Origin of the sequence: Caballeronia udeis, from assembly GCF_044909315.1 — a bacterium.
GTDB lineage: Bacteria > Pseudomonadota > Gammaproteobacteria > Burkholderiales > Burkholderiaceae > Caballeronia > Caballeronia udeis_A.
Genome location: NZ_JBIYEB010000029.1, coordinates 38,454 through 60,501, shown reverse-complemented (window position 1 = coordinate 60,501; position 22,048 = coordinate 38,454). Strand labels below are relative to the sequence as shown.

Here is a 22,048-nt window from a genome sequence, read left to right as displayed (position 1 = left end):
GTTACCGCGCTCGTACTGCTAGCCGGTACTAACCGATCCGCAAGGAGTAACTCCATGAGCAAGCTGTTTTCAGCCGTCAAAGTCGGCCCCTACACCCTGTCCCATCGCGTCGCAATGGCGCCATTGACACGCATGCGTTCGGAGCCCGGTGACGTACCGGGCGATCTGATGGTCGAGTACTACACGCAGCGCGCAACCGAAGGTGGCCTTATCGTCACGGAGGCAACCCCCGTTTCGGTACAGGGCTACGGCTATGCAATGGCCCCGGGAATCTACTCCGACGATCAGATTGCAGGATGGCGCCGGATCACCGATGCCGTGCACGCCAAAGGCGCTCGCATCTTCCTCCAGTTGTGGCATGTAGGCCGTCAGTCTCACCCCGATCTTCAGCCAGGCGGTGCGGCGCCTGTCGCTCCATCTGCGCTGAAAGCCGAAGGCCATGCGTATTCAGTGAACGGTGAAGTCGAATTCGCGATGCCCCGCGCGCTTGAATTGCACGAAATCCCCGCCATTGTCGAGGACTTCCGCAGGGGTGCCGAGCGGGCGCTGCGCGCGGGCTTCGATGGTGTGGAACTGCACGGCGCAAACGGCTACTTGCCGGATCAGTTTCTTCAGGACGGTTCGAATGCTCGCACCGACGAGTACGGTGGTCCGATCGAAAATCGCGCCCGTTTCCTCCTCGAAGTAACGGACACACTGATCTCCGTGTGGGGAGCGGACCGGGTTGGCGTGCGCATTGCACCGAGCGGTACCTATGGCTCGATGCATGACAGCGATCCGGAAACCACCTTCGGTTACGTGACGGAGCAGTTGGACAAGCGTGGCATCGGCTATCTCCACGTGGTCGAGCCACGCATCAAGGGCACGGAGACGATCGGCGATGTTCACGATCCGGTCGCGGCGCGCCATCTGCGCCCGAAGTTCACCGGCACGCTAATCGCTGCAGGCGGCTTCACGAAAGAGACTGCGGACGCGATCATCGAAGCGGGCCACGCGGACATCGTCGCGTTTGGCCGCCACTTCATCGCCAACCCGGATCTGCCCGAGCGCCTGCGGTTGAATCTGCCGCTCAACCGGTACGACCGTAGTACTTTTTATGGCGGCGACGCATGCGGTTACACCGACTATCCGTTTCATGCTGAAACGCAGGCGGCGTAATTCCGCACCCCACCATCCGGACCCGGAAGAATGGATTCCGGTACCCGGCTCCCTTCACACCAGCACGCCCTGAACAACGCAGCGACCCGCGCTAACGTAGCGCCGGTTGTTGCGTCGGCCACTACGGCACGGCGGGGTGAGCAGTTCCAATCTATCTCGCAGGACTTTATATGAGCATTCTGGTTACCAGCGCTTCTGGTTCGAACGGCGATGGATACGGGACACTCCTGTCATTCCGGCTCGACGGTACGTTCATTGGTTCGTTCAGCGACGATCCTCGCATCGTCGATCCTCGCGGCCTGAGCGTCAGTCCGGATCGGCAGCATCTTTATGTCAATAGCGGAAGCGACCGCATCCTTGCACTCGACACCAAAGGGAGGGTGGTACATGACACAGGTTCTGTTCCAGGACTGAATGCCGGGGGCGGCAACCTTGGGCCCGATGGGCGCTATTACGTAGGATTGCGTAGCGCGTGGACGATTGCTGCGTTTTCCCCCTATCTCGACGGTGCCGCGCAATTCGTACTGCCCGCCAGTGCGGTTCCGTATCCTCGTGGATTCGCCTTCAGCACGGATGGCAAGCTTTTCCTTGCTTCCGGCATTGGTCCAGATGGTGAGGGTGAGAACAACATCTTCGTGTTTGACCCGGACGGCGGACTGCATGCTTCCCGATTCATTACCGACGACGCTGTGAGTCCACTGGATCTCACGATTGCGCCGAACGGCAATGTGCTTGTGTCCAGCGAGTTCCCATTCGGAAAGCCGGACGCGGTATGCACCGTACGCGAATACGACAGTTCAACCGGTAGCCTTGTCCGCGTGTTCCGGGTGGATCGGAATATGAGCTTTCATCGTCCTCGGGGTCTGCGCTTCGGCCCGGAGGGCTATTTGTTTTGCGTCGCTCGGGATACCGTCATTGCGTTCGATTTTGTCGACGGACGCTGCCTGGGCCCCATTGTCGATATGCCAAGGTTGAACGGCCAGGCGATCGCTTTCTTTGCTTGACGCATCGATTCGACACGGACGCCATTGATCCAGTCTCCCGCGTTTCGGCGCTGTATAGCCGGCCGGGTGGGGCGGGCGTCGTGCTAATACGCCTTGAAGCTTTCGGTGCGTGCCATCAATGCCAGTCCAACCACTGCCATACCCGCGAAGAGCGCCGGCAGCAGGAAGACATTGGGAAGGCCCAGGAATGAGACCCCGAAACCGCCCGCGACACCTCCTAACGCCGAGGCGAGAGCCGTCGAGCTCATGAAGATTGCCGACGCTGTTCCTACCGCGTTGGGAAGCAGGCGTTGAGCAACGATGATGCCCAGAACCATGAATATGCCCCACACACCACCCATGAGGATCTGTCCGGCGAACATGCCCGCTGCGGATGACCAGAGCGCAAAGCAAAGATTGGCAAACACCCCGATGGCGGCCGCAATACACATCAACCACACGTTGCCAAGCTTGCGGCCCAGGCCGATGCTGAAGGGCATGATCAGTAGCTCGATGAATGGCTGTATGCCGATAACCGCTCCACGCACGGCCGGGCTTAGCTTGAGGTGTTCTTCCATGTAGATCAGCAGGAATCCGTACTTCACCGGCTCCCCTGCGTAGACCAGGACGAAGAGTCCTGTGAACATCAGCAGTGGAAGCATGGCACGCAGGCTGGCGTGACGCGCGGGCTCACTCGCCGACTCCGGCTTGAGCTTGACGGTTGGGTTCAGCGTTCCGAGAGGTGCGATCTGCAGAAGCATGCAGATGGCGGTCATCCAAAGCATGGGGCGCAGGCCGTAGGCAGCCGCCACCCACGCTCCCAGGACCGGCCCAACGATCCATCCACCAGTAAGCGCCATACGGATGACGGCAACGACACTTTCATTTGCGTCGTCGGGCTTGTTGCTGAGCTCATCGTGGACAGTCGCAAAAATTTGCGAGGTGGCAGCACCGGAAACGGCCAGCAAGGCGACGGCGATGATGAAGGGCATCCAGACCGACGTAGAGAGGGCCAGCCCCGCCCAGCCCACAAAGCCTGCCGCAGCACACAGGCGAAAAAGGCCGAGGCGATTTCCTGTGCGATCGGAATAGCGGCCGACGAAATATCCCGCGACGGGCGCTGCAAGGCTGGTCAAGTAATAGAATCCCGCCAGCGGCAGCGAGGCGCCGAGTTCCTTCACGAGGAACAGAACGATCTGTGGTGCAGCCGCTGACGCGCCGAGACCCGACAGAAACATCGCAATGGTTGCGCCGAGAAAAAGCCTCGAAGCTGCAACTTGACGCAATGCGGATTGACTACCGGTTCGGTCAGACATCGCGACGGGTTGACTACCGCTTTGGTCAGACATCGTGGAACGAACCCCCTGGTTATGTTCCTGAACTTGTTCGGCAGCGACGGTCCGCCGGGCGCGCACGCTGGAGATTAACGCAATGTTCTCGGCGCGTGATTCAAAAAATTTGAAGTACCGTATCAGATACTTTCGTTTGCCGACTGAAATTCGACTGGGTATCTTCAGGCTCACCAGTGACGCTTGAGTGAGGACGGAAATGGAGGCGGTCGGTCATGACAAGGTGAGCGCTTATCGGCTCGAACGAACGCGCTCGATGCTCGCGGAAGCCGGCGTCGGCGCGGCCGTTCTATTCGACCCGTTGAACCTCCGATACGCGACTGGCTGTCGCAACATGCAGGTGTGGACCTCCCACCATATGGTCCGCTACGCGTTCGTGCCGGTCGCGGGCCCTGTTGTTCTATTCGATTACGGTGGTGCGATCCACCTTTCCGACGGCAACAAATTGATCAGCGAAACGAGACCCGCGAAATCATGGGATTACTTTGGTTCCGGAAGCCGGGCCGCGGAACATGCAACGCTATGGGCATCCGAGATAGCTGACCTCCTGCGGGAAGTCTGCGGACAGGATGCCACGCTCGGTCTGGACCGGGCCGATCTCCTGCCATTGCGAGCGCTTGATCGACTAGGCGTGCGTGTAGTCGACGCCAAAGGTCCGCTCGAACTTGCAAGATCTGTCAAATCGACCGGGGAGATCGAGATCATTCGTGACTCGATGCAAGTTTGCACCGATGCAATTGCCTTCATGCGTCAGCATGCCAGACCCGGGGTGTCAGAAAACACGCTTCTCTCCCTGCTGAATCAGTACAACATCGAACAGGGTGGTGAATATCAGGAGACACGATGTCTCGCGTCTGGCCATCACACCAATCCATGGTTCATGGAGGCCTCTGCCAAGATCATCGAGGCGGGAGAAATGCTGGTGTTTGACAGCGATCTGGTGGGCCCAAACGGTATCTTCACTGACCAAACCCGCTCGTTCGTTGTCGGGGATTGCCGCCCGACGCCCGAGCAGCGAACCACCTACGCGCTCGCTTACGAGCAGCTGCAACACAATCTATCGTTGCTGCGCCCAGGCTTGACTTTTGACGAGTACATCCAGGCATCGTGGCAGATGCCGGATATCTACGTGCCCAACCGGTACGCGGAGATGGTTCACGGAATCGGCTTTGGCGTGGAATACCCGCTCGTCTATTTCCGGCAGGATGCACCCGCGTGGCAGTACCCCGGCGAATTCACGGAGGGCATGACCGTTTGCGTTGAAAGCTACATTGGCGCGGTCGGAGGTCGAGAGGGTGTCAAGCTCGAACAACCTGCGGTGATTACATCGACTGGCCCCGTCGCTCTTTCTGATTGTCCGTTTGAGCTCGACTATCTCTGATAGATACGCGGTCAATCAACGATTCCCCCTTTTTCTCGATCCCGGTCTCAGGTCATGTCCGACAAGAAGTATTTTTTCAGTGCTACGCCGATCTATAAGATTCGCGCTACTAAAGATATTGAAAGGAAAACGATCAACTGGTCAACGTGGGTGTGCAACGAAGACCGATATGTGCATCAGTATTTCCCTGGCGCTTCGTTTTACGTTGTGAGGGGAAGGGCATGCCTAAGCTTCCCGGATGGCACCGTTGTTGATATCGAAGCGGGCGATTTCGCGTCAATAGCCAGGGGTGCCGAGGCAACGTGGAAGATCGACGCCGAGATCGAAACCAGATACTGCTATCACGCTGACATACCCACGAGTGGCAACGGTGCGTCAGGGGTGAGCGCATGAGCCAGGCCCTGATATTTGACTATGTTATCGGCGGCGCAGGCTCGGCCGGCTGCGTATTGGCTCGCAGACTGGCTGACGCGGGCCACACGGTCCTGCTCATCGAAGCGGGTCCGCACGATAACTCCTGGATCATTCGGATGCCCGCCGGACTGCGATCGATTTTTCGGCCGACCTCGAAATATAACTACTGGTTCCAGACCGAGCCGCAACGTCACCTGAATGACCGGCGGATAACGCAGCCCCGCGGGCGCGTACTGGGGGGGTCTTCGTCAATCAACGGCATGACATGGCTACGGGGCCACCCACTGGATTACGAGCGATGGGTAAAGGAAGGTGCGACAGGCTGGGGATGGGAAAACTGTCTTCCGTATTTCCGCAAGATCGAGCGAAGCGAGGTCGAAAGCGAGTACCGCGGTGCGGAGGGATTCATTCGCGCGCAGCGCCAGGAACGCCTGAGCCCTCTGAACCAGGCCTTCCTGGATGCCGGACAGGAGGCAGGCTATCCGCTGACCGAAGACGTCAACGGATATCAGCAGGAAGGCGTGTCGCGTTTCGAAATGAGCGTTGATAGAGGTATTCGAAATAGCGCCTCATATGGGTACCTGCATAGCCGGCCCGATGACGGCCGGCTGACTGTCTGGACCGACAGTACCTTGTGCAGAATCAACTTCGCCGGGCGTAGAGCCACTGGCTTCAACGTGCAGCGGCATGATGAGCTCGTGAACGTTGTGGCGGTTAAGGAAACCTTGCTTTGTGCGGGCGTTTTTGGTTCTCCGCAACTGCTGATGCTGTCGGGAATCGGACCCGCCGAGCACCTCGGCGAACATGGAGTCGAATCACGCGTGAATCTTCGCGGCGTCGGGTCAAACCTTCAGGACCATCTTGAGTGTCACATCCAGATCGAGACTCGTGAGCCGGTATCGTTGAACCGGGAGCTTCAGTTGCACAGAATGCTGGTCGCCGGAGTCCAGTGGTTCGGTTGCAAAACGGGCGTCGCGGCGGTGAATCAATGTCACGTCGGTGCGTTTCTGAAAAGCGCGCCAGACATTCTGCATCCAGACATCCAGTTCCACTTTTTCCCCGTGTTCTTCAACAAGGACTGGACACCGACCAGGCATACAAACGGGTATCGCATCGGCGTTGGCCCGATGCGTCCGGCGAGTCGGGGGCAGGTACGCCTCAGAAGTGGCAGGGCCGACGATCTTCTCTTGATCGACCCGAATTATCTTGCTGCTGAAGAAGATTGGCGTGTCATGCGAGAGGCAGTACGTTTGGGGCTTCTGTTTTCCCGCCAGCCGGCGTTCCGACGGTATCACTTTCGCGAAGACATGCCAGGAGTCGACATAACTGACGTCGAACGCCTTGATGAGTTCATCCGCGAAGATGCCGCCAGCGCCTACCACCCATGTGGCACGTGCCGCATGGGATCGGGACGTGATCCCATGGCGGTCGTGGACGCTGATCTCAAGGTGTTGGGGGTGGACGGACTTCGAGTCATTGACGCGTCGGTCATGCCGTCCGTGCCAAGCGCCAATATCAACGCTGCGACGATCATGCTGGCTGAACGCGCCAGCGACCTGGTACTCGGAAAGAAACTGCTCAGCCCGGTTGCTCTGGAATTCCACTCGTGAGATTCACTGCGATCGGCTCCGGGCGACGACGGGTCAAACGATCGAGGCGAGGCCACCACAATGTTGCGCACCAACCGTAACTACCACTTCACATATCCAGGGAAAAGGAGAATTAAATGAAGCATCTCAAGAAGCTTGTTCTAGCCGGTGCATTTGCGCTCACCTCTCTCGTCGTGGGGAACTCGATGGCGGACTCGAAGCCGACGCTGAAACTTGGCTACGTGCAAGGCTGGGATGACAGCGTCGCCTCCGCGACGGTGGCGGCGCAAGTCATCGAGAAGCGCCTCGGATATCCCGTCAAGCTTATCCCCGCGGCACCCGGCATCATGTGGGGAGGCGTCGCGCGAGGTGACCTCGATATCATTCTCGCGGCAGCACTGCCCAACTCACACGCCGCTTACTGGGAACGGTACAAGGACCAGGTCCAGGACCTTGGCGCCAACTGTCTTGGAGCAAAGATAGGGCTGGTCGTACCCGACTATGTTTCCATTGACAGCATTGCCGACCTGTCGGCGCATAAGGCGGACTTTTCTGGGCGTATTGTCGGAATCGACGCGGGTGCGGGCATCATGAAAAAGGCTGCGGACGCGATCAAGGTCTACAACCTCGACTACGAATTGCTTCCCAGCTCGGGACCGGCAATGGTCGCGGAACTCTCTCGATCCATCAATGCACACAAGCCTGTGGTGGTGACGGGATGGGTGCCGCATTGGATGTTCGCGAAATGGAAGCTGAAGTTCCTCCAGGATCCAAAGAGCGCTTTCGGCGACGGAGATCATTACGATAGCGTAGTCAACCCGAGCCTCGACTCGAAAGCGCCTTCGGTGGTTGCATTCCTGAAGAAGTTCCAGTGGAAGCCCGGCGAGCTCGATAGCATTATGCTCGCTACGGAGAACGGCGCTAAGCCCGATGACGCGGCTGCTTCGTGGATTGCCGCACACGGAGAGCGCGTGAACACGTGGGTCGGAGCGAGCCAGTAATTTCAGCAGATTCACGGCATTGATCAGTATGCCTGATCACCTGAACGTTCCGGTCATAGGCCTCCTTCGGTGCGCCGGGCTGAAATAATCAGTTGCGTTTGCAGAAACGCCGCAATTGCTTCCATTCCCGGTTTTCCTCCACCGGAGACCGCGAGGCGGATCCGGAGGCGATCGTTAACCGGCGTGGCCTTAAGTCTGTTCGCCACGTTGGTTGTCAGGCTTAGCGAGCTTTGGGGTATCAGGGAGGCGCAGAACCCGTGCTCAACGGCCGAGACAATGCTCGCCAGATTTCCTGAACGGAAGGCGATCCTATGTAATGGAGCGTGCTGAGCTGCGAGACGCAGCGTCATGTCTCGCAGCACACAGTCGACGTCCAGTAGTCCGATCGGAGTATAGCCACCGGCAATAGGCTCGACCGGCAAGGGTTCCGCCCAGACGAGGCGCTCCTCCCAAAGAGGCAACCCGGAGTCGATGTCTACATCCTGGGTCAGAATGGCGAGGTCAAGCTCATCATTCTCGATCTTTCGGCGCAGCTTCCGGCTCAGGTCACATTCAACTGATGGCACTACCGCCGGGAAATTGCCATGCAGGTACGGCAACGCCGCAGACAGGAGCGTAGGTGCATAGTCCGCCGGCACGCCTATTCTCACCTCACCAGCAATGGGGTCGCTCGCGAAAGCATTGACCAATGTGTTCTCAAGACGGAGAAGAGCACGCGCGTGAATCAGCATTCGCTCCCCAGCCGGCGTTACGCGGAGGCTCTGATTGTTCCGCTCCAGCAACCGCTGCTGGACAGCGTCTTCGAGCCGCTTGATCTGCATGCTGACTGCCGACTGCGTCAGATGAAGGTGTTCAGCCGCACTTTTGAGGCTGCCGGAAAGGCAGACCGTCGAGTACGTCTCCAGAACATTCAGGTCGAGTTTTCCTCTGCGCACGGTTCGATCCAGGGCAATTGCGGCGTATTTTGAACGAGATAAAACAGGGTTATTGTCGTTTGTTGAATTCCCGAACGCAATCGCGAGTCGGTCTTGTCTTGCATGTTCCCGTCTGCAATTCCGACGCCCGGTTTCGCGGCTACTGCCCGGTCATGTATCACCGTTGTTGTAGAGGTAGAGAGGCGACACCAGGCATGGTTAAGTTCGACATTCACATGCGTCAGTGATTTACCTCCCTCAGCACATCTATGAACGCCCGCAGACCAGCAGGCACATGGCGATGCCCCGGATAGTACAGGCAGAGCCCCGGAATGAACGGGCACCAATCTTCCAGCACCATAACCAGCCGGCCGTCGTCCAGCCAGTCGCGGGCCGTGGACTCCGGTACATACGCGAGTCCCAGACCATCGGACGCGGCCTCAACCATCAGTCCGTTGTGATCCAGCGTGAGTACGCCGGGAACATCCATGGCCATTTCCTGCCCGTGCTTGCGGAACTCCCAGCGGTAGCGCTTGCCGCTCGGCAGCCGTTGGCGAATGCAGTCGTGGCTACGAAGGTCGTCGGGCGTGATGAGCGGTGTTCGCCCCGCGAGATATGAAGGTGCGGCAACGACTACGAAGCGAAGATCATCGCCGATGCGCACCGCTACCATGTCGCGCGGGATCGACTCGCCAAGCCGTACTCCGGCATCGAAACCTTGCTCGACTATATCGACGAGCCGTCCCTCCGCGACCAGATCGAGCGCCATGCCGGGGAAGCGCTTCAGAAAATGCGGCACCACCGTTTTCAACAACAGCCGCGCCGCACTTTCATTGCCATTGATCCTGAGCGTACCGCTTGGATTGCCGCGCGCATCGGCGACGGCATCCAGTGCTTCGTCAAGATCGCGGAGCACGGGCGCAAGCCGCGCGAGCAATGCTTCGCCGGCTTCTGTCGGCGCTACGCTGCGCGTCGTGCGATTGAGCAGGCGCACGCCCAGTTCACGCTCCAATGCGAGCATGGCGTGACTTAGCGAGGAGCGTGAAACGCCGAGTGCATCGGCGGCACGGCGAAAACTCCGATGCGCTGCGACAGCGGAAAACGCGGTGAGATCGGCAAGTGTCGGCTTGGTCATTGGTGGTGAATTTTCACGGGGGCATACGCACTATAGAGGCTTCTCCGACCAATGACAGGCATCTAGACTGGCAATCAGGCAATGCCATTTAATCCACTCTACGGAGAGACACACCATGATGAAGACCTGGCTTATCACCGGCACGTCGTCGGGCCTCGGCCGGTTACTCGCAGAGCGCCTGCTGCAACGCGGCGATCGGGTTGTCGCAACGCTGCGGCGCGAGGGGGCGCTCGATGCGCTGAAGACACAGTACGACGACCGGTTGCATGTGCTGACACTCGATGTCACTGACAACCGCGCGGTGCACGCGAATATCGCAGCCGCATTCGACGCGATGGGCCGTATCGACGTGGTCGTGAACAATGCGGGCTACGGGTTATTCGGCGCGGCCGAGGAAGTGACTGACCACCAGATCGACCGGCAGATCGCCACCAATCTCACCGGATCGATTCAGGTCATCCGTGCCGCGCTGCCTCACCTGCGCCGCCAGGGTGGCGGCCGGATCGTCCAGGTCTCGTCCGAAGGCGGACAGATCGCTTACCCGAATTTCAGCCTCTATCACGCTACGAAATGGGGTATCGAAGGTTTTGTGGAGTCAGTGGCGAAGGAGGTGGCGCCATTCGGCATCGACTTCGTGATCGTGGAGCCAGGGCCGACCAGCACGCAGTTCGGTGCCGGTCTCGATCACGCTGTGCCGATGCCCGAGTACGACAATACCCCGGCGGGCGACGTCAGGCGGGCGATTGCGTCCAACAGCTTTGCAATCCGGGGCGATGCCGGCAAGACGGTCGCCGCAATGATCGTCGCGGCGGACTCGGTACATCCGCCGTTACGCCTGACGCTTGGCGGCGGTGCCTACGACTCGATCAGCGCTGCGTTGGCTGAGCGCCTGAGGAAGCTCGAAGCACAGAAGGACATCGCGTTTTCAGCCGACACGTAAGCTAAGCGGATAGTTCTATTTGGCGGGGAGCAACCAAACATTCAGGGCCTTGGGAACACGTGGGCGCGCGTCAACGTCATCCGCGACGGTACTGTTCCAGTGCTTACGCTGATTAAGAGGTCGCCTCAACTCTTCGAGAATGCGCAATAAGTTTTAGCAAGTTATGCGAAAGCTATTTGTTATCGAATTGGTGCGACTTGGGCCGCGTCTATTCATGTGGGTCACGAGCCTGGTGTGCACGGCTACATCGTCAATCGGTCCTTCGTTCAGCGTGCTCATCGGCTCCCCGGCGCAAGATAGAAAAGTGATTCCAGACAAACCGCGGCGTCTCCCGAGTCGCAGTTGTTATCCGCGACGACGATTGCATCGAATGCGACCACCGCCGCGACTTCACATGCTGCGGCAAGCAGCAAAACAATCAGGATGAATTTCACGCGTTGGGTTCCGAAGGCGGTCTCATGCGCGGCGCAGCAAAGCGAATCTTCGCGACGGCTTGTAGGAGGCACCTGCATTCTCAAGCCAAAGTGCTGCGCATTCTAGCGGCTACTGGATGGTTGGCAGCGTGTTGATAGCCTGCAACTTGTGCAAAAGCCTTTTTCGACGCGATTTGAAAGCCGAGCGAAATCGGAGCGTCAGCTTTCACTAACTGCGGTATTGGATAACACTTCGGCTTTCGGAACTCTCTACGATGGTCAAATGCGGCGTATGAACCGGCGCTCGATTCAGCGTTCGTGGTAGATCGCGAGCCAGACGGTTTGCTCTTTGGCATGCGTCCACGCAACGCGATGCCGGCAATGCGGCTCGATCAGCACGTGGTCGCCGGGACGCATGTCGTGCAGCGTCGAGTCCTCTTCGAACTCGAGCACGGCCGCGCCCGATAGCAGTAGAACCCATTCGGCGCGCGAGTCGTCGTACCAGAACCCTTCGGGACTGGTGTGTCCCATGGACACGATCCGCTCAACGTTCAGGCGCTGCCCCGTGATGAGCATGTCGATGCGCTCTTCGCTGCCGCGCTGTGCTTCGAGGCTGAAAAGGTTACCCGATTGAAGTTGCATGGCTCGACCTCACGTCAACGTTCACTTCACTCGCGCGGGGACCCTCGAGCAGTGTCGGGAACAGCTCGTTGATCGCCGGATGGATACGCATTGCAACTGTAGCGCACAAGAATCAGCAAAGAGACGACGGGCCGATGTTGGAAGCAAATGAGCCATTGCAGCGACCGCGCTTTCAACCAACCGGACGAGCGGAGATGACTAAACCGTCGTCCGTGTAGTTCTCTGTTGCGAGCGTTGATTGGTTCGATAGCATGCTTGCGAGTAAAACCATCAAAGGCCCCATGCGCAGCGCCGCTATTTCAGATGGTTGTTGCGCCAGGTGCGCGGGGTCACGCCGAAGTGTGAACTGAACCAGTTGGTGAAGGAGCCCTGTTGTGAATAGCCAAGCAGGGCGGAAACCCGCCCGATGGGATAGCGCGGGTTGCTCATATAGCGCACGGCAAGTTCGCCCCTGACTTCCTCGACCAGACGCGAGAAGCTGGTATGCGCCAGTTCAAGTTGGCGCTGCATGGTGCGAACGCTCAGACGTAAATGGCGGGCAACCAACTCGACGGTGGCCTGCTCGAGGGGCAACAACAAGTAGATCGCCTTGCGCACTTCGAGCGCGGTCGAGTCGACACCCGTCACGTTGAGTGAATCCGCGAGGCTCTCGGCATATCGCACCAGTTCCGGGTCAGCGGAGGGATTCGGGTAATCGAGATCGGCGGCCGCACACACGAAGCCGTTGAAATCGCTTCCGAACTCCAACGGACAGCCGAAGAACCGTCGATGAAACGTCAGGTCTTTCGGTCCCTTATGAACAAAATGGACGGACCGCGGTTTCCAGTGGTCCCCAAGCAGAGCGCTGGAGTGGCGCCAGAGAACTCCGACCGCGAGTTCGATCGCCTGGTTCGTTGGGGTACCCGGTTCGACGACCAGTTCTTCGCGGATGGTGACCGTCTCGCCCGCGTCCTCGACGTACACAGCCAGGGCTTCGTTCAGCAGATGCCGGTATTCGGCTGTGGCCAGCAACACCTCGCGCAGCGTGCGCTTGTGCGCGAGCAGGACATTGACCACACCGGTACCGAACTTCTGCCGGGTCTCGGCCATCTGCAGCGCAAAAGTCGGGCATGAAGCCTTGTCGGCCGTCAGTTCCAGCAGCCGGCACGCGGCGGCTGCAGGAATGCGATCGTCCGGATTCGCAAGCGCCGAGGTATCGACCCCGACCTGCTGTGCAAGCTCGAACGGGTTCAGACCAAGCCGTCGCGTCACATCGAAATAGCTGCTCATGGCTACCGAGCGCAGCATCGATTCCATTGTCATGCCTCCCGCGCGCGCATACCGGTGTTAACGCCTAGTGGCATGAAATCCTAAAAGGATGGCGCGCAATCACAAAAGTGTAATGCAGGATTGCCGTATTGTGCGGTCTCAACGGTTCATCATATTTCGACCAGTGTTCATGCGGCCAGCTGTGCCGGGAGCGTCGGAATACCGTCCCCCTGATTGGAGAACACGATGCAATTCCTCGACGATTCGCTGCACCCCGAGAACCAGGACAAGGTTGTCATCACGACCGCTCCGTACGGCCCGGAATGGATGCCCGAAGATTTTCCTGAAGACATTCCGGTGACGATGGAGGAACAGATCCAGAAGGCTGTCGACTGCTACAACGCCGGCGCGACCGTCCTGCACCTGCACGTGCGTGAATTGGATGGCAAGGGCTCGAAGCGCCTGTCGAAATTCAACGAACTCATCGCGGGTGTGCGCGCAGCCGTGCCGGACATGATCATCCAGGTAGGCGGCTCGATCTCGTTCGCACCGGAAGACGACGGCCAGGCCGCAAAGTGGCTGTCGGACGACACCCGCCACATGCTGGCCGACCTCGATCCGGCGCCCGATCAGGTGACGGTCGCGATCAACACCACGCAGATGAACATCATGGAGTTGCTTTATCCGGAGTACCTGGAAGGCACGTCGCTGGCCAATCCTGCGCTCATGGCAGCCTACAGCGAAATGACGGTGCCCGCGGGTCCGGCCTGGGTTGAGGAACACCTGCGCCGCCTGCAAGCCTCGGGTATCCAGCCGCACTTCCAGCTCACCGGTATCCACGCGCTCGAAACGCTCGACCGCCTGGTTCGCAAGGGCGTCTACAAGGGGCCGCTGAACCTGACGTGGATCGGCATCGGCGGCGGCTTTGACGGTCCAAACCCGCACAACTTCTTCAACTTCGTCCACCGTGCGCCAGACGGCGGCACGGTCACGGCCGAGTCGCTGCTGAAGAACGTCCTGCCGTTCAACATGATGGCGATGGCCATGGGCCTGCATCCTCGCTGCGGCATCGAAGACACGATCATCGACCAGCAGGGCAATCGCATGAGCTCGGTGCAGCAGATCGAGCAATGTGTGCGCGTGGCGCGTGAACTGGGCCGTGAGATCGCGAGCGGCAAGGAAGCACGAGAGATCTACAAGATCGGCGTGCAGTACAAGACGGTCGACGAGACGCTCGCGGCGAACGGGATGGCGCCGAATCGCCAGGCCGGTGTGAAGAACCTGCCGCTGCGCGCAGGGTAACAACAAGCTGGACACGAAGGAGACGACTCATGTTCACGCATGCTGAGCCCACGACGGCCGATGTTTCGACGACGCAAAAAGACGTGCGCGCGTATGCGTGGGTGGTATTCGCCCTGACGGTGGGATTGCTGCTCTCCGACTACATGTCGCGGCAGGTATTGAATGCGGTGTTTCCAATGCTCAAGGCCACCTGGAACCTTTCCGACACCCGGCTGGGGTCGCTGAGCAGTGTGGTCGCGCTGATGGTCGGCGTGCTCACCTTTCCGCTGTCGGTTCTCGCCGACCGCTGGGGACGCGTGAGGAGCATTGTCCTGATGGCGGCGATGTGGAGTCTCGCGACGCTCGGCTGTGCGCTCTCGACGAACTACAACGAGATGCTGCTTGCACGCGCCTTCGTCGGTGTCGGTGAAGCAGCCTATGGCAGTGTCGGCATCGCGGTCGTCCTCAGCATCTTTCCGGCACGGCTGCGCGCAACGCTCACCGCCGCGTTCATGGCCGGAGGGGCGTTCGGTTCAGTGCTCGGCATGGCGCTCGGGGGTACGGTCGCGGCTCACCTTGGCTGGCGCGCGGCGTTCGGCGCAATGGCAGCCCTGGGCATCGTGTTACTGGTTCTCTACCGGTTTGCCGTCACCGAAAAACACCTGGCGCGGCTACAGCCCGCCAGTGTGAGCAGGCAAACGCGGGGCCACGGCGTATGCATGAGCTTTCGCGCGCTGATGAAAGGGCTCTTTTCGACGAAGTCAGTCGTGTGCGCCTACGTCGGCAGCGGTATCCATCTGCTGGTACCGGCAGCTGTATGGGCGTGGATGCCCAGCTTCCTGAACCGCTACTACGGCATGCCCACCGGCAAGGCGGCAATGAGTGCGGCCGTGTTTGTGCTGGTCACCGCTGCCGGCATGGTGGTGTGCGGAAACCTGACCGACCGGCTCAGCAAGCATCAACGGGAAAGAAAGTGGAGCACGGCCGTCGCCTTCTGCCTGATCTGCTTCGTGCTGCTCACGATCGGTTTCCGCATGCCGGCGGGGCCGGCACAGCTTGTCGTGATCGGCGCCGGCATGTTCTTCTGCGCAGGCGCGACCGGCCCCTCTGGGGCGATGGTGGCGAACCTCACCCCGCCGTCGATCCATGCGTCGGCGTTTGCCACCCTGACGCTGGCGAACAACCTGCTGGGGCTGGCACCCGCCGCCGTCCTGACGGGCATCGTGGCCGACCGGATCGGGCTGCTCGGCGCGTTGCAATTCGTGCCGTTTGCACCCCTGGTCGCTGCAGTCGCCTTCTTCATCGGCAAGCGTAACTATGGCGTCGACCTCGATCGCATGAGTGCCCTGCGTGAACAGGCCGGACGCTGACCCAACGGCCCCCGACAAGCTTTAGGCGTGGCGAGTGAACCTGAGAGCGGGACGGACAGCACCGTCACCGAACCCATATAAATCTGCAGCTCGAGTAAATAACAGGAGATTCGACATGGCGAAAGCAGTGCGCTTCCATGAAACCGGCGGTCCCGAAGTCTTGCGATATGAAAACGTTGAAGTGGGCGACCCCGGCCCCGGACAGGTTCGCTTGCGCCATGAGGCGGTAGGCCTGAATTTCGCCGACACCTACTTCCGCAGCGGCCTCTATCCCGTGCCCATGCCTGCAGGCATGGGTGTCGAGGCGGCAGGTGTGGTCGAGGCAATCGGCTCCGACGTGACCAACGTCACGCCCGGCGATCGCGTGACCTACACCGGCTTTCTCAACACACTCGGCGCCTACAGCACAGAACGCCTCGTCCCGGCGGCGCCGCTCATCAAGCTGCCGGATACGATCTCCTGCGAAACGGCGGCCGGCATGACGATGCGAGGCCTGACCTCGTCGTACCTGATGGGCCGCATCCACGACTTCAAGGCGGGTGACACCATCCTGCTGCATGCTGCCGCCGGCGGTGTCGGCCTGATTGTGTCGCAATGGGCGAAGCTGCTGGGTCTCACCGTGATCGGCACGGTTTCCAATGAGGCCAAGGGCGAGGTGGCCCGTGCGCATGGCTGCGATCACATCGTCTACTACAACCGGGAAGACGTCGCGAAGCGCGTGCGCGAACTGACCAATGGCGTTGGCGTGGACGTCGTGTTCGACAGCGTCGGCCGGGACACCTTCGAGGCGTCGCTCGATTCGCTCAGGCGCCGTGGCCTGATGGTCTGCGTCGGCACGGCGTCCGGGCCGATCCCACCATTCAATCCGCAGATTCTGGCGATGAAGGGCTCGCTCTATCTGACGCGTCCCGCACTGGCGGACTATATCGCCGACCCCGCCGAGAAGAACGAACTCGCCGGCGAACTCTTCGGGCATGTCGCCGCGGGCCGCATCAAGATCGAACTCAACCAGCGTTACGCGCTGGAGGACGCGGCGCAGGCCCACCGCGACCTTGAATCGCGTAAGACGACCGGCTCGTCGGTCTTCGTCATCTGAAGGAGAACGCCATGCGAGTCGAACAATTGACGTGCGCCATTGGCGCCGAACTGGTCGGCGTGAATCTTGCCGATGCCATCGACGATGACGGCCTGTTTGCCGAGATCCGTGCGGCGCTGCTCAAACATAGGGTGCTGTTCCTGCGCGACCAGGACATCTCACGCGCCGAGCATGTTGCGTTTGCGCGCCGTTTCGGCGAACTGGAGGATCATCCTGTCGCCGGCAGCGACCCGGAGCATCCGGGCCTGGTGCGTATCTACAAGAACCCGGATCAGCCCGCCGACCGATATGAAAACGCGTGGCACGCGGATGCCACCTGGCGCGAGGCGCCGCAGTTCGGCGCTGTCCTGCGCTGCGTAGAGTGTCCGCCAGTCGGCGGTGACACGATGTGGGCAAACATGGCCCTCGCCTACGAGAACCTGCCAGAGCACATCAAGACCCAGATTGCGGAGCTGCGAGCCCGTCACAGTATCGAGGCGAGTTTCGGTGCCGCGATGCCGATCGAAAAACGCCTCGCTCTCAAGGCACAATTCCCGGACGCGGAGCATCCCGTCGTGCGCACGCACCCGGAGACCGGTGAGAAGGTGTTGTTCGTCAACGCCTTCACTACCCATTTCACTAATTACCACACGCCGGCGCGCGTGCGATTCGGGCAGGACGCCAATCCGGGTGCGGGTGAGTTGCTGCGCTATCTCGTCAGCCAGGCGTACATCCCCGAGTACCAGGTCCGCTGGCGCTGGAAGCCCAACAGCATCGCGATCTGGGATAACCGCAGCACGCAGCACTACGCAGTGATGGACTACCCGCCGTGTCACCGCAAGATGGAACGCGCAGGAATTATGGGTGACAAGCCGATATGACACCCACCATCCTGATGGTCCCGGGCTTGCGCGATTACGTCGCGGAGCATTGGCAAACGCTGCTGGAGCGGAGACTGCCCAAGACGGTCTCGGTGCTGCCGCTCGAGCACCACAAACTCAGTTGCGCGGCACGCGTTGCAGCGCTCGATGCTGCCCTCGCGAAAATCGCCGGCCCGGTGATCCTGGTTGCGCATAGCGCGGGCGTGATGATCACGGTGCATTGGGCCCAGCAGCACTGCCGCAAGATTCACGGCGCCTTGCTCGCCGCTCCGGCCGACCTCGAGACGCCGCTGCCGCCAGGATATCCGGCCTTCGATGCGCTCGCTCAGAACGGTTGGCAGCCGACTCCACGAAAGCCGCTGCCGTTCCCGAGCATCGTTGGTGCTAGCCGCAATGATCCGCTCGCGCAATTCGAGCGTGTCGCGGAGATGGCGAAAGACTGGGGCGGCCGGCTCGTCGACCTTGGCGAAGTAGGTCACCTGAACCCTGCCGCAGGGTTTGGTGAATGGCCGATGGCGGAGACGCTGATCCATGAACTCGTCTGATCAGATACCGGTTGGCGCGGTCAATGAACTCCCGCCAGGCCAACGCAAACTGGCTTTCGTCGATGGCCGCAGCATTGTCCTGTTCAACATCGACGGCACGATCCACGCAATCGATAACGCGTGTCCCCACAACGGGGCCTCGCTAGCAAGCGGTCGGTTGGAGGGATGCGTGCTGAGCTGCCCGGCACACGGTCTGCGCTTCGACGTGCGCACCGGTTGCATGTCAGGCGCAGGCGGGTTGAGCCTCACGACTTTCCCGGTCCGGGTCATCGACGGAAAGCTGGTCGTGAGTCTTGAGAATCCGTCTGCCAGTCCCGCGCGGGAACATGCAGTCATTCAGGGGAACAAAAATGCAAGGTTTGATGATGCAGCAACCGCTACTCGTTGCGTCACTGCTCATGCACGCTGAACGCCACCACGGCGAACAGGAAATCGTGTCACGACGGGTCGAAGGCGACATTCACCGGTACACGTACCGGGATTTTGCGCAACGCGCGCGCCGCATGGCCAATGTTCTCGCAGGACTCGGCATCCAGCCGGGCGAGCGGGTCGGGACGCTGGCGTGGAACGGCTACCGCCACATGGAGCTGTACTTCGCCGTGTCTGGGGCCGGGTCCGTGTTGCACACGCTCAACCCCCGTCTGCATGTCGATCAGCTCGCATACATCATCGAGCATGCGGAAGATCGTGTCGTGTTCTTCGACTTGACGTTTCTCCCGCTGATCGAAAGCGTGGCGCCGCGGGTCAAGAGCCCGAAGGTTTTCGTGGCAATGACCGACCGTGCGCACATGCCGAAAGACCATGGCTTGTCCACGATGCTGCTGTGCTACGAAGATCTCGTCGATGGTCACAGCGACGCTTTCGACTGGCCGCTGCTGGACGAAAACAGCGCGTCATCGCTGTGCTACACGTCCGGGACGACCGGCAATCCGAAGGGGGTGTTATACAGCCACCGCTCGACCCTGCTGCACACCTACGCGGCAGCGCTGCCGGATTCACTGAACTGTTCGGCGCGCGATGTGATCCTTCCGGTCGTGCCGATGTTCCATGTGAACGCATGGGGACTGCCGTACATCGCCTGCATGGTGGGTGCGAAGCTGGTGTTTCCGGGGCTCGCACTCGATGGCAAGTCGCTCCATGATCTGATCGAGGACGAACAGGTCACGCTGTCGGCCGGCGTGCCGACCGTCTGGCAGGGACTGCTTGCGCATGTCGAGGCGATCATGGGTTCGTTTTCATCGATGAAACGCACGATTATCGGCGGAGCCCCCTGTCCGACCGCTATGACGAAGGTGTTCCAGGAGCGCTATCACGTTGATGTCCTGCATGCATGGGGCATGACGGAATTGAGCCCGGTCGGCACCGTCTGCAGTTTCAAGGCGCATCAGATGTCTCTGCCCGCGGAAGAGCGCTACGCGCTTCAGGCAAAGCAGGGGCGCCCGGTGTTTGGCGTCGACATGAAAATCGTCGACCTGGAAGGCAACGATTTGCCATGGGACGGAACGGCAACCGGCGACCTCCTTGTACGCGGTCATTGGGTCACGCAGGCGTACTTCGGTCACGACGGCAGATCGCCGCTGCGCGACGGCTGGTTCGCGACCGGCGACGTGGCAAAGATCGATCCGGACGGCTTCATGCAGATTACGGATCGCATCAAGGACGTCATCAAGTCCGGCGGCGAATGGATCAGTTCGACCGACATCGAAAACGTCGCGTATCTGCACCCCGAAGTCACGACGGCGGTTTGCATTGCCGCGCGGCACCCGAAGTGGGACGAGCGACCGCTGCTGCTAATTGTGAAGAAGCCCGGCAGCGGGCTCGCCGCAGATGAACTGCTGACGTTCTTTGACGGTCGGGTTGCGAAGTGGTGGAAGCCGGAGGCCGTGGTGTTCGTCGACTCGGTTCCGCTCGGTGCAACGGGCAAGGTGCTCAAGAATCAGCTACGGGATCAGTTCGGCGATTACTACCTGTCGGCCTGAGACACCGGCACGGCAGCAACACAGTTTCATTCGAGCAACAAAATCATAAGCCACCGGGTCCACCCGGGGCGCCCCATACCTGGAGGAGACGTAATGAAACTTAAATCATATAGATTGGCAGTGCTGATAGTTTTTTCAGCAACGGCCCATGCGCAATCGTCGGTTACGCTTTATGGCGTACTCGACAGTGGATTCCTTTATCAGAGCACGTCGGCCGCAACGTTCCAGCCGCACGCACCTAACACGGGGCATGTTTATGAACTCAAGGACGGCGGTATCTATTCCAGCTACTGGGGCCTGAAGGGAAGCGAAGACATAGGCGCCGGCTACAAGATCACGTTCAAGCTGCAAGGCACGTTCAACACCACGAACGGCAAGTTCGGGCTGTCCGACACGCCGGGCACGACCGCGATCTTCAACCAATATGCGACGGTCGGCGCGACCGGGCCGTTTGGCACGTTCGACGCCGGCCGGCAGATCGTCCCGATGATCTACGCGATGGCGGAAACCGACGTACGCGGCGCACAGTATTTCGGCAGCATTTTGACTGCGTGGCTAGGCGTCAATCAGGCGGCCGGCTGGCCCGGCACCAGCACGAACGCTCCAATCGGCGCCCTGTATGACAGCAACGCGCTGGTCTACAGTTCGCCGAAATTCTATGGCACGACGCTTGCGCTCGAGTACGCACCGGGCGGGGTCGCGGGACAGTTCCAGGGCGGCACGCGCGAGTCGGCCGTGCTGAAGTATTCGAACTACGGTCTGAATCTGTCCGCGGTGTACTACAACGGGCATGACACCAACCCGTATCCGCTGACTTATCCCGCGGCTCCGGCTGCGCCGGCGACAGGCTCGGACAATAACCGCTTCTACTATTTCGGTGCGATGTATACCATCAGCGGCTTTTCGGTATCCGCCTCGTACGCGATTGGTAAGAACCCGGCGAAGAGCAATAGCGTCGACTTCGAAATGGCATCGGGCGGCCTTAGCTACCAGTTCAATCCGGCCTTCAAGATCACGTCCGGCTACTACTACCTGAAGGACCGGAACAATTCCGCGAATCACTCGAGCGAATTCGCGGTAGGAGCGGAATACAACCTGTCCCCGAGGACCAGGGCATACGCGCAAGTCGGGTATGTCAACAATAAAGGGACGATGAACCAGACGATCATCTATGGAGCACCGGTTGCGCCGGGTGTCTCCACCACTGCGGCCATGGTCGGCATTCGCCATAGCTTCTGATTCCGTCACCTTCATGAACCGGAGTAATCCATGAAAACAAACAAGGCACTCGCGCTGGCGGCGGCCGCATGGTTCGTTGCAGCATCTACAACCGCGTGGTCCCAACCCGGTGAAGCAGTCAGTGCATCCGCCGGTGCGCAAGGTGCGTCCGGGATTGCGGCATCGGGCGCTATGGCTCCCGCAGGCAGGAAAGCGGACCGTGCGTTGCGCCGCAGGGTTTATGCCGCCATCGGGAAGGACAAGGAAATCAGCGCCGGAGACATCAGTGTCATCGCGAAAGACGGTGCAGTGACACTGAATGGCACGGTCACGGAAGTGGCCCAGATCGGTAAGGCCGAGACGATCGCCAGGGGCGTTTCCGGCGTGACGTCGGTGACCAACAAGCTGACGGTGAAGAAGCCATTTGGCGGCATGTAATCTGCCACCAGTGGCGACGGCCGATTCGGCGGCCTCACGCAGCCACTGCCTCCTTGCGAGATCGGTTGTTCGCTTTGGCCGGGGAGCGGATATA

The 22,048-nt window shown here is 60.2% G+C and carries 22 protein-coding genes; 16 read left to right on the top strand and 6 right to left on the bottom strand.

The window, feature by feature from the left end:
* Window positions 1-54: 54 nt before the first annotated feature.
* Window positions 55-1,158, top strand: a complete 1,104-nt coding sequence (locus ABH944_RS34395) for an alkene reductase (RefSeq protein ID WP_404612026.1) — start codon at window positions 55-57, stop codon at window positions 1,156-1,158.
* Between the two features lie 170 nt (window positions 1,159-1,328).
* Window positions 1,329-2,162, top strand: coding sequence for a hypothetical protein (locus ABH944_RS34390; RefSeq protein ID WP_404612028.1), 834 nt, complete (start codon window positions 1,329-1,331; stop codon window positions 2,160-2,162).
* 83 nt (window positions 2,163-2,245) lie between these two features.
* On the opposite strand, the gene ABH944_RS34385 is transcribed toward ABH944_RS34390, so the two are convergent.
* A complete protein-coding gene (locus ABH944_RS34385) occupies window positions 2,246-3,664 on the bottom strand; it encodes an MFS transporter (RefSeq protein ID WP_404612029.1) in 1,419 nt (472 codons plus the stop codon).
* A 25-nt stretch (window positions 3,665-3,689) separates the two neighbouring features.
* Here ABH944_RS34385 and ABH944_RS34380 point away from each other — a divergent pair, with 25 nt between their 5' ends.
* The 4 genes from ABH944_RS34380 (at window position 3,690) to ABH944_RS34365 (ending at window position 7,875) form a co-directional block, all read left to right on the top strand.
* A complete protein-coding gene (locus ABH944_RS34380) occupies window positions 3,690-4,871 on the top strand; it encodes a M24 family metallopeptidase (RefSeq protein WP_404612031.1) in 1,182 nt (393 codons plus the stop codon).
* A 54-nt stretch (window positions 4,872-4,925) separates the two neighbouring features.
* Window positions 4,926-5,264, top strand: a complete 339-nt coding sequence (locus ABH944_RS34375) for a cupin domain-containing protein (protein ID WP_404612033.1) — start codon at window positions 4,926-4,928, stop codon at window positions 5,262-5,264.
* Window positions 5,261-6,895 carry a choline dehydrogenase gene (locus ABH944_RS34370; RefSeq protein WP_404612035.1) on the top strand — a complete coding sequence of 545 codons (1,635 nt, stop codon included), beginning with the start codon at window positions 5,261-5,263 and terminating at the stop codon, window positions 6,893-6,895. The genes ABH944_RS34375 and ABH944_RS34370 overlap by 4 nt, the downstream gene beginning before the upstream one ends.
* Before the next feature lie 116 nt (window positions 6,896-7,011).
* Complete coding sequence (locus ABH944_RS34365; RefSeq protein WP_404612037.1) at window positions 7,012-7,875, top strand: glycine betaine ABC transporter substrate-binding protein; 864 nt, start codon at window positions 7,012-7,014, stop codon at window positions 7,873-7,875.
* Between the two features lie 53 nt (window positions 7,876-7,928).
* Here ABH944_RS34365 and ABH944_RS34360 read toward each other — a convergent pair whose 3' ends face one another.
* Together ABH944_RS34360 and ABH944_RS34355 are read right to left on the bottom strand one after the other, a co-directional pair.
* Window positions 7,929-8,810: a LysR family transcriptional regulator gene (locus ABH944_RS34360; protein WP_404612039.1), complete on the bottom strand. Its 882-nt coding sequence runs from the start codon at window positions 8,808-8,810 to the stop codon at window positions 7,929-7,931.
* Between the two features lie 220 nt (window positions 8,811-9,030).
* The gene (locus ABH944_RS34355; RefSeq protein ID WP_404612041.1) at window positions 9,031-9,924 is read right to left on the bottom strand and encodes a LysR family transcriptional regulator; all 894 of its coding nucleotides are present in this window, start codon (window positions 9,922-9,924) and stop codon (window positions 9,031-9,033) included.
* A 115-nt stretch (window positions 9,925-10,039) separates the two neighbouring features.
* Between ABH944_RS34355 and ABH944_RS34350 the strand changes: the two genes are divergently transcribed.
* The gene (locus tag ABH944_RS34350) at window positions 10,040-10,864 is read left to right on the top strand and encodes an SDR family oxidoreductase (RefSeq protein ID WP_404612043.1); all 825 of its coding nucleotides are present in this window, start codon (window positions 10,040-10,042) and stop codon (window positions 10,862-10,864) included.
* A 275-nt stretch (window positions 10,865-11,139) separates the two neighbouring features.
* Here ABH944_RS34350 and ABH944_RS34345 read toward each other — a convergent pair whose 3' ends face one another.
* The 3 genes from ABH944_RS34345 to ABH944_RS34335 form a co-directional block, all read right to left on the bottom strand.
* Window positions 11,140-11,298 (bottom strand): hypothetical protein, encoded by a 159-nt coding sequence (locus ABH944_RS34345; RefSeq protein WP_404612045.1) that lies wholly within the window; start codon window positions 11,296-11,298, stop codon window positions 11,140-11,142.
* 288 nt (window positions 11,299-11,586) lie between these two features.
* Entirely contained in the window at window positions 11,587-11,919 is a 333-nt protein-coding gene (locus ABH944_RS34340) for a cupin domain-containing protein (RefSeq protein WP_404612047.1), read from the bottom strand.
* Window positions 11,920-12,213: 294 nt separating this feature from the next.
* Complete coding sequence (locus ABH944_RS34335) at window positions 12,214-13,215, bottom strand: AraC family transcriptional regulator (RefSeq protein WP_404612049.1); 1,002 nt, start codon at window positions 13,213-13,215, stop codon at window positions 12,214-12,216.
* Window positions 13,216-13,413: 198 nt separating this feature from the next.
* Between ABH944_RS34335 and ABH944_RS34330 the strand changes: the two genes are divergently transcribed.
* The 9 genes from ABH944_RS34330 (at window position 13,414) to ABH944_RS34290 (ending at window position 21,954) form a co-directional block, all read left to right on the top strand.
* Entirely contained in the window at window positions 13,414-14,469 is a 1,056-nt protein-coding gene (locus ABH944_RS34330) for a beta-keto acid cleavage family enzyme (protein WP_404612051.1), read from the top strand.
* 29 nt (window positions 14,470-14,498) lie between these two features.
* The gene (locus tag ABH944_RS34325; protein WP_404612053.1) at window positions 14,499-15,818 is read left to right on the top strand and encodes an MFS transporter; all 1,320 of its coding nucleotides are present in this window, start codon (window positions 14,499-14,501) and stop codon (window positions 15,816-15,818) included.
* Window positions 15,819-15,933: 115 nt separating this feature from the next.
* Window positions 15,934-16,914 carry a quinone oxidoreductase family protein gene (locus ABH944_RS34320; RefSeq protein WP_404612055.1) on the top strand — a complete coding sequence of 327 codons (981 nt, stop codon included), beginning with the start codon at window positions 15,934-15,936 and terminating at the stop codon, window positions 16,912-16,914.
* Between the two features lie 11 nt (window positions 16,915-16,925).
* Window positions 16,926-17,774: a TauD/TfdA dioxygenase family protein gene (locus ABH944_RS34315; protein ID WP_404612057.1), complete on the top strand. Its 849-nt coding sequence runs from the start codon at window positions 16,926-16,928 to the stop codon at window positions 17,772-17,774.
* Entirely contained in the window at window positions 17,771-18,319 is a 549-nt protein-coding gene (locus tag ABH944_RS34310) for an RBBP9/YdeN family alpha/beta hydrolase (RefSeq protein ID WP_404612059.1), read from the top strand. Before ABH944_RS34315 ends, ABH944_RS34310 begins: the two co-directional genes overlap by 4 nt.
* Window positions 18,306-18,728 (top strand): Rieske (2Fe-2S) protein, encoded by a 423-nt coding sequence (locus ABH944_RS34305; RefSeq protein ID WP_404612061.1) that lies wholly within the window; start codon window positions 18,306-18,308, stop codon window positions 18,726-18,728. The genes ABH944_RS34310 and ABH944_RS34305 overlap by 14 nt, the downstream gene beginning before the upstream one ends.
* Entirely contained in the window at window positions 18,670-20,298 is a 1,629-nt protein-coding gene (locus ABH944_RS34300; RefSeq protein ID WP_404612063.1) for a 3-(methylthio)propionyl-CoA ligase, read from the top strand. Before ABH944_RS34305 ends, ABH944_RS34300 begins: the two co-directional genes overlap by 59 nt.
* A gap of 93 nt (window positions 20,299-20,391) precedes the next feature.
* Window positions 20,392-21,537, top strand: coding sequence for a porin (locus tag ABH944_RS34295; protein ID WP_404612065.1), 1,146 nt, complete (start codon window positions 20,392-20,394; stop codon window positions 21,535-21,537).
* Window positions 21,538-21,567: 30 nt separating this feature from the next.
* Window positions 21,568-21,954, top strand: a complete 387-nt coding sequence (locus ABH944_RS34290) for a BON domain-containing protein (RefSeq protein ID WP_404612067.1) — start codon at window positions 21,568-21,570, stop codon at window positions 21,952-21,954.
* Window positions 21,955-22,048: the final 94 nt, after the last annotated feature.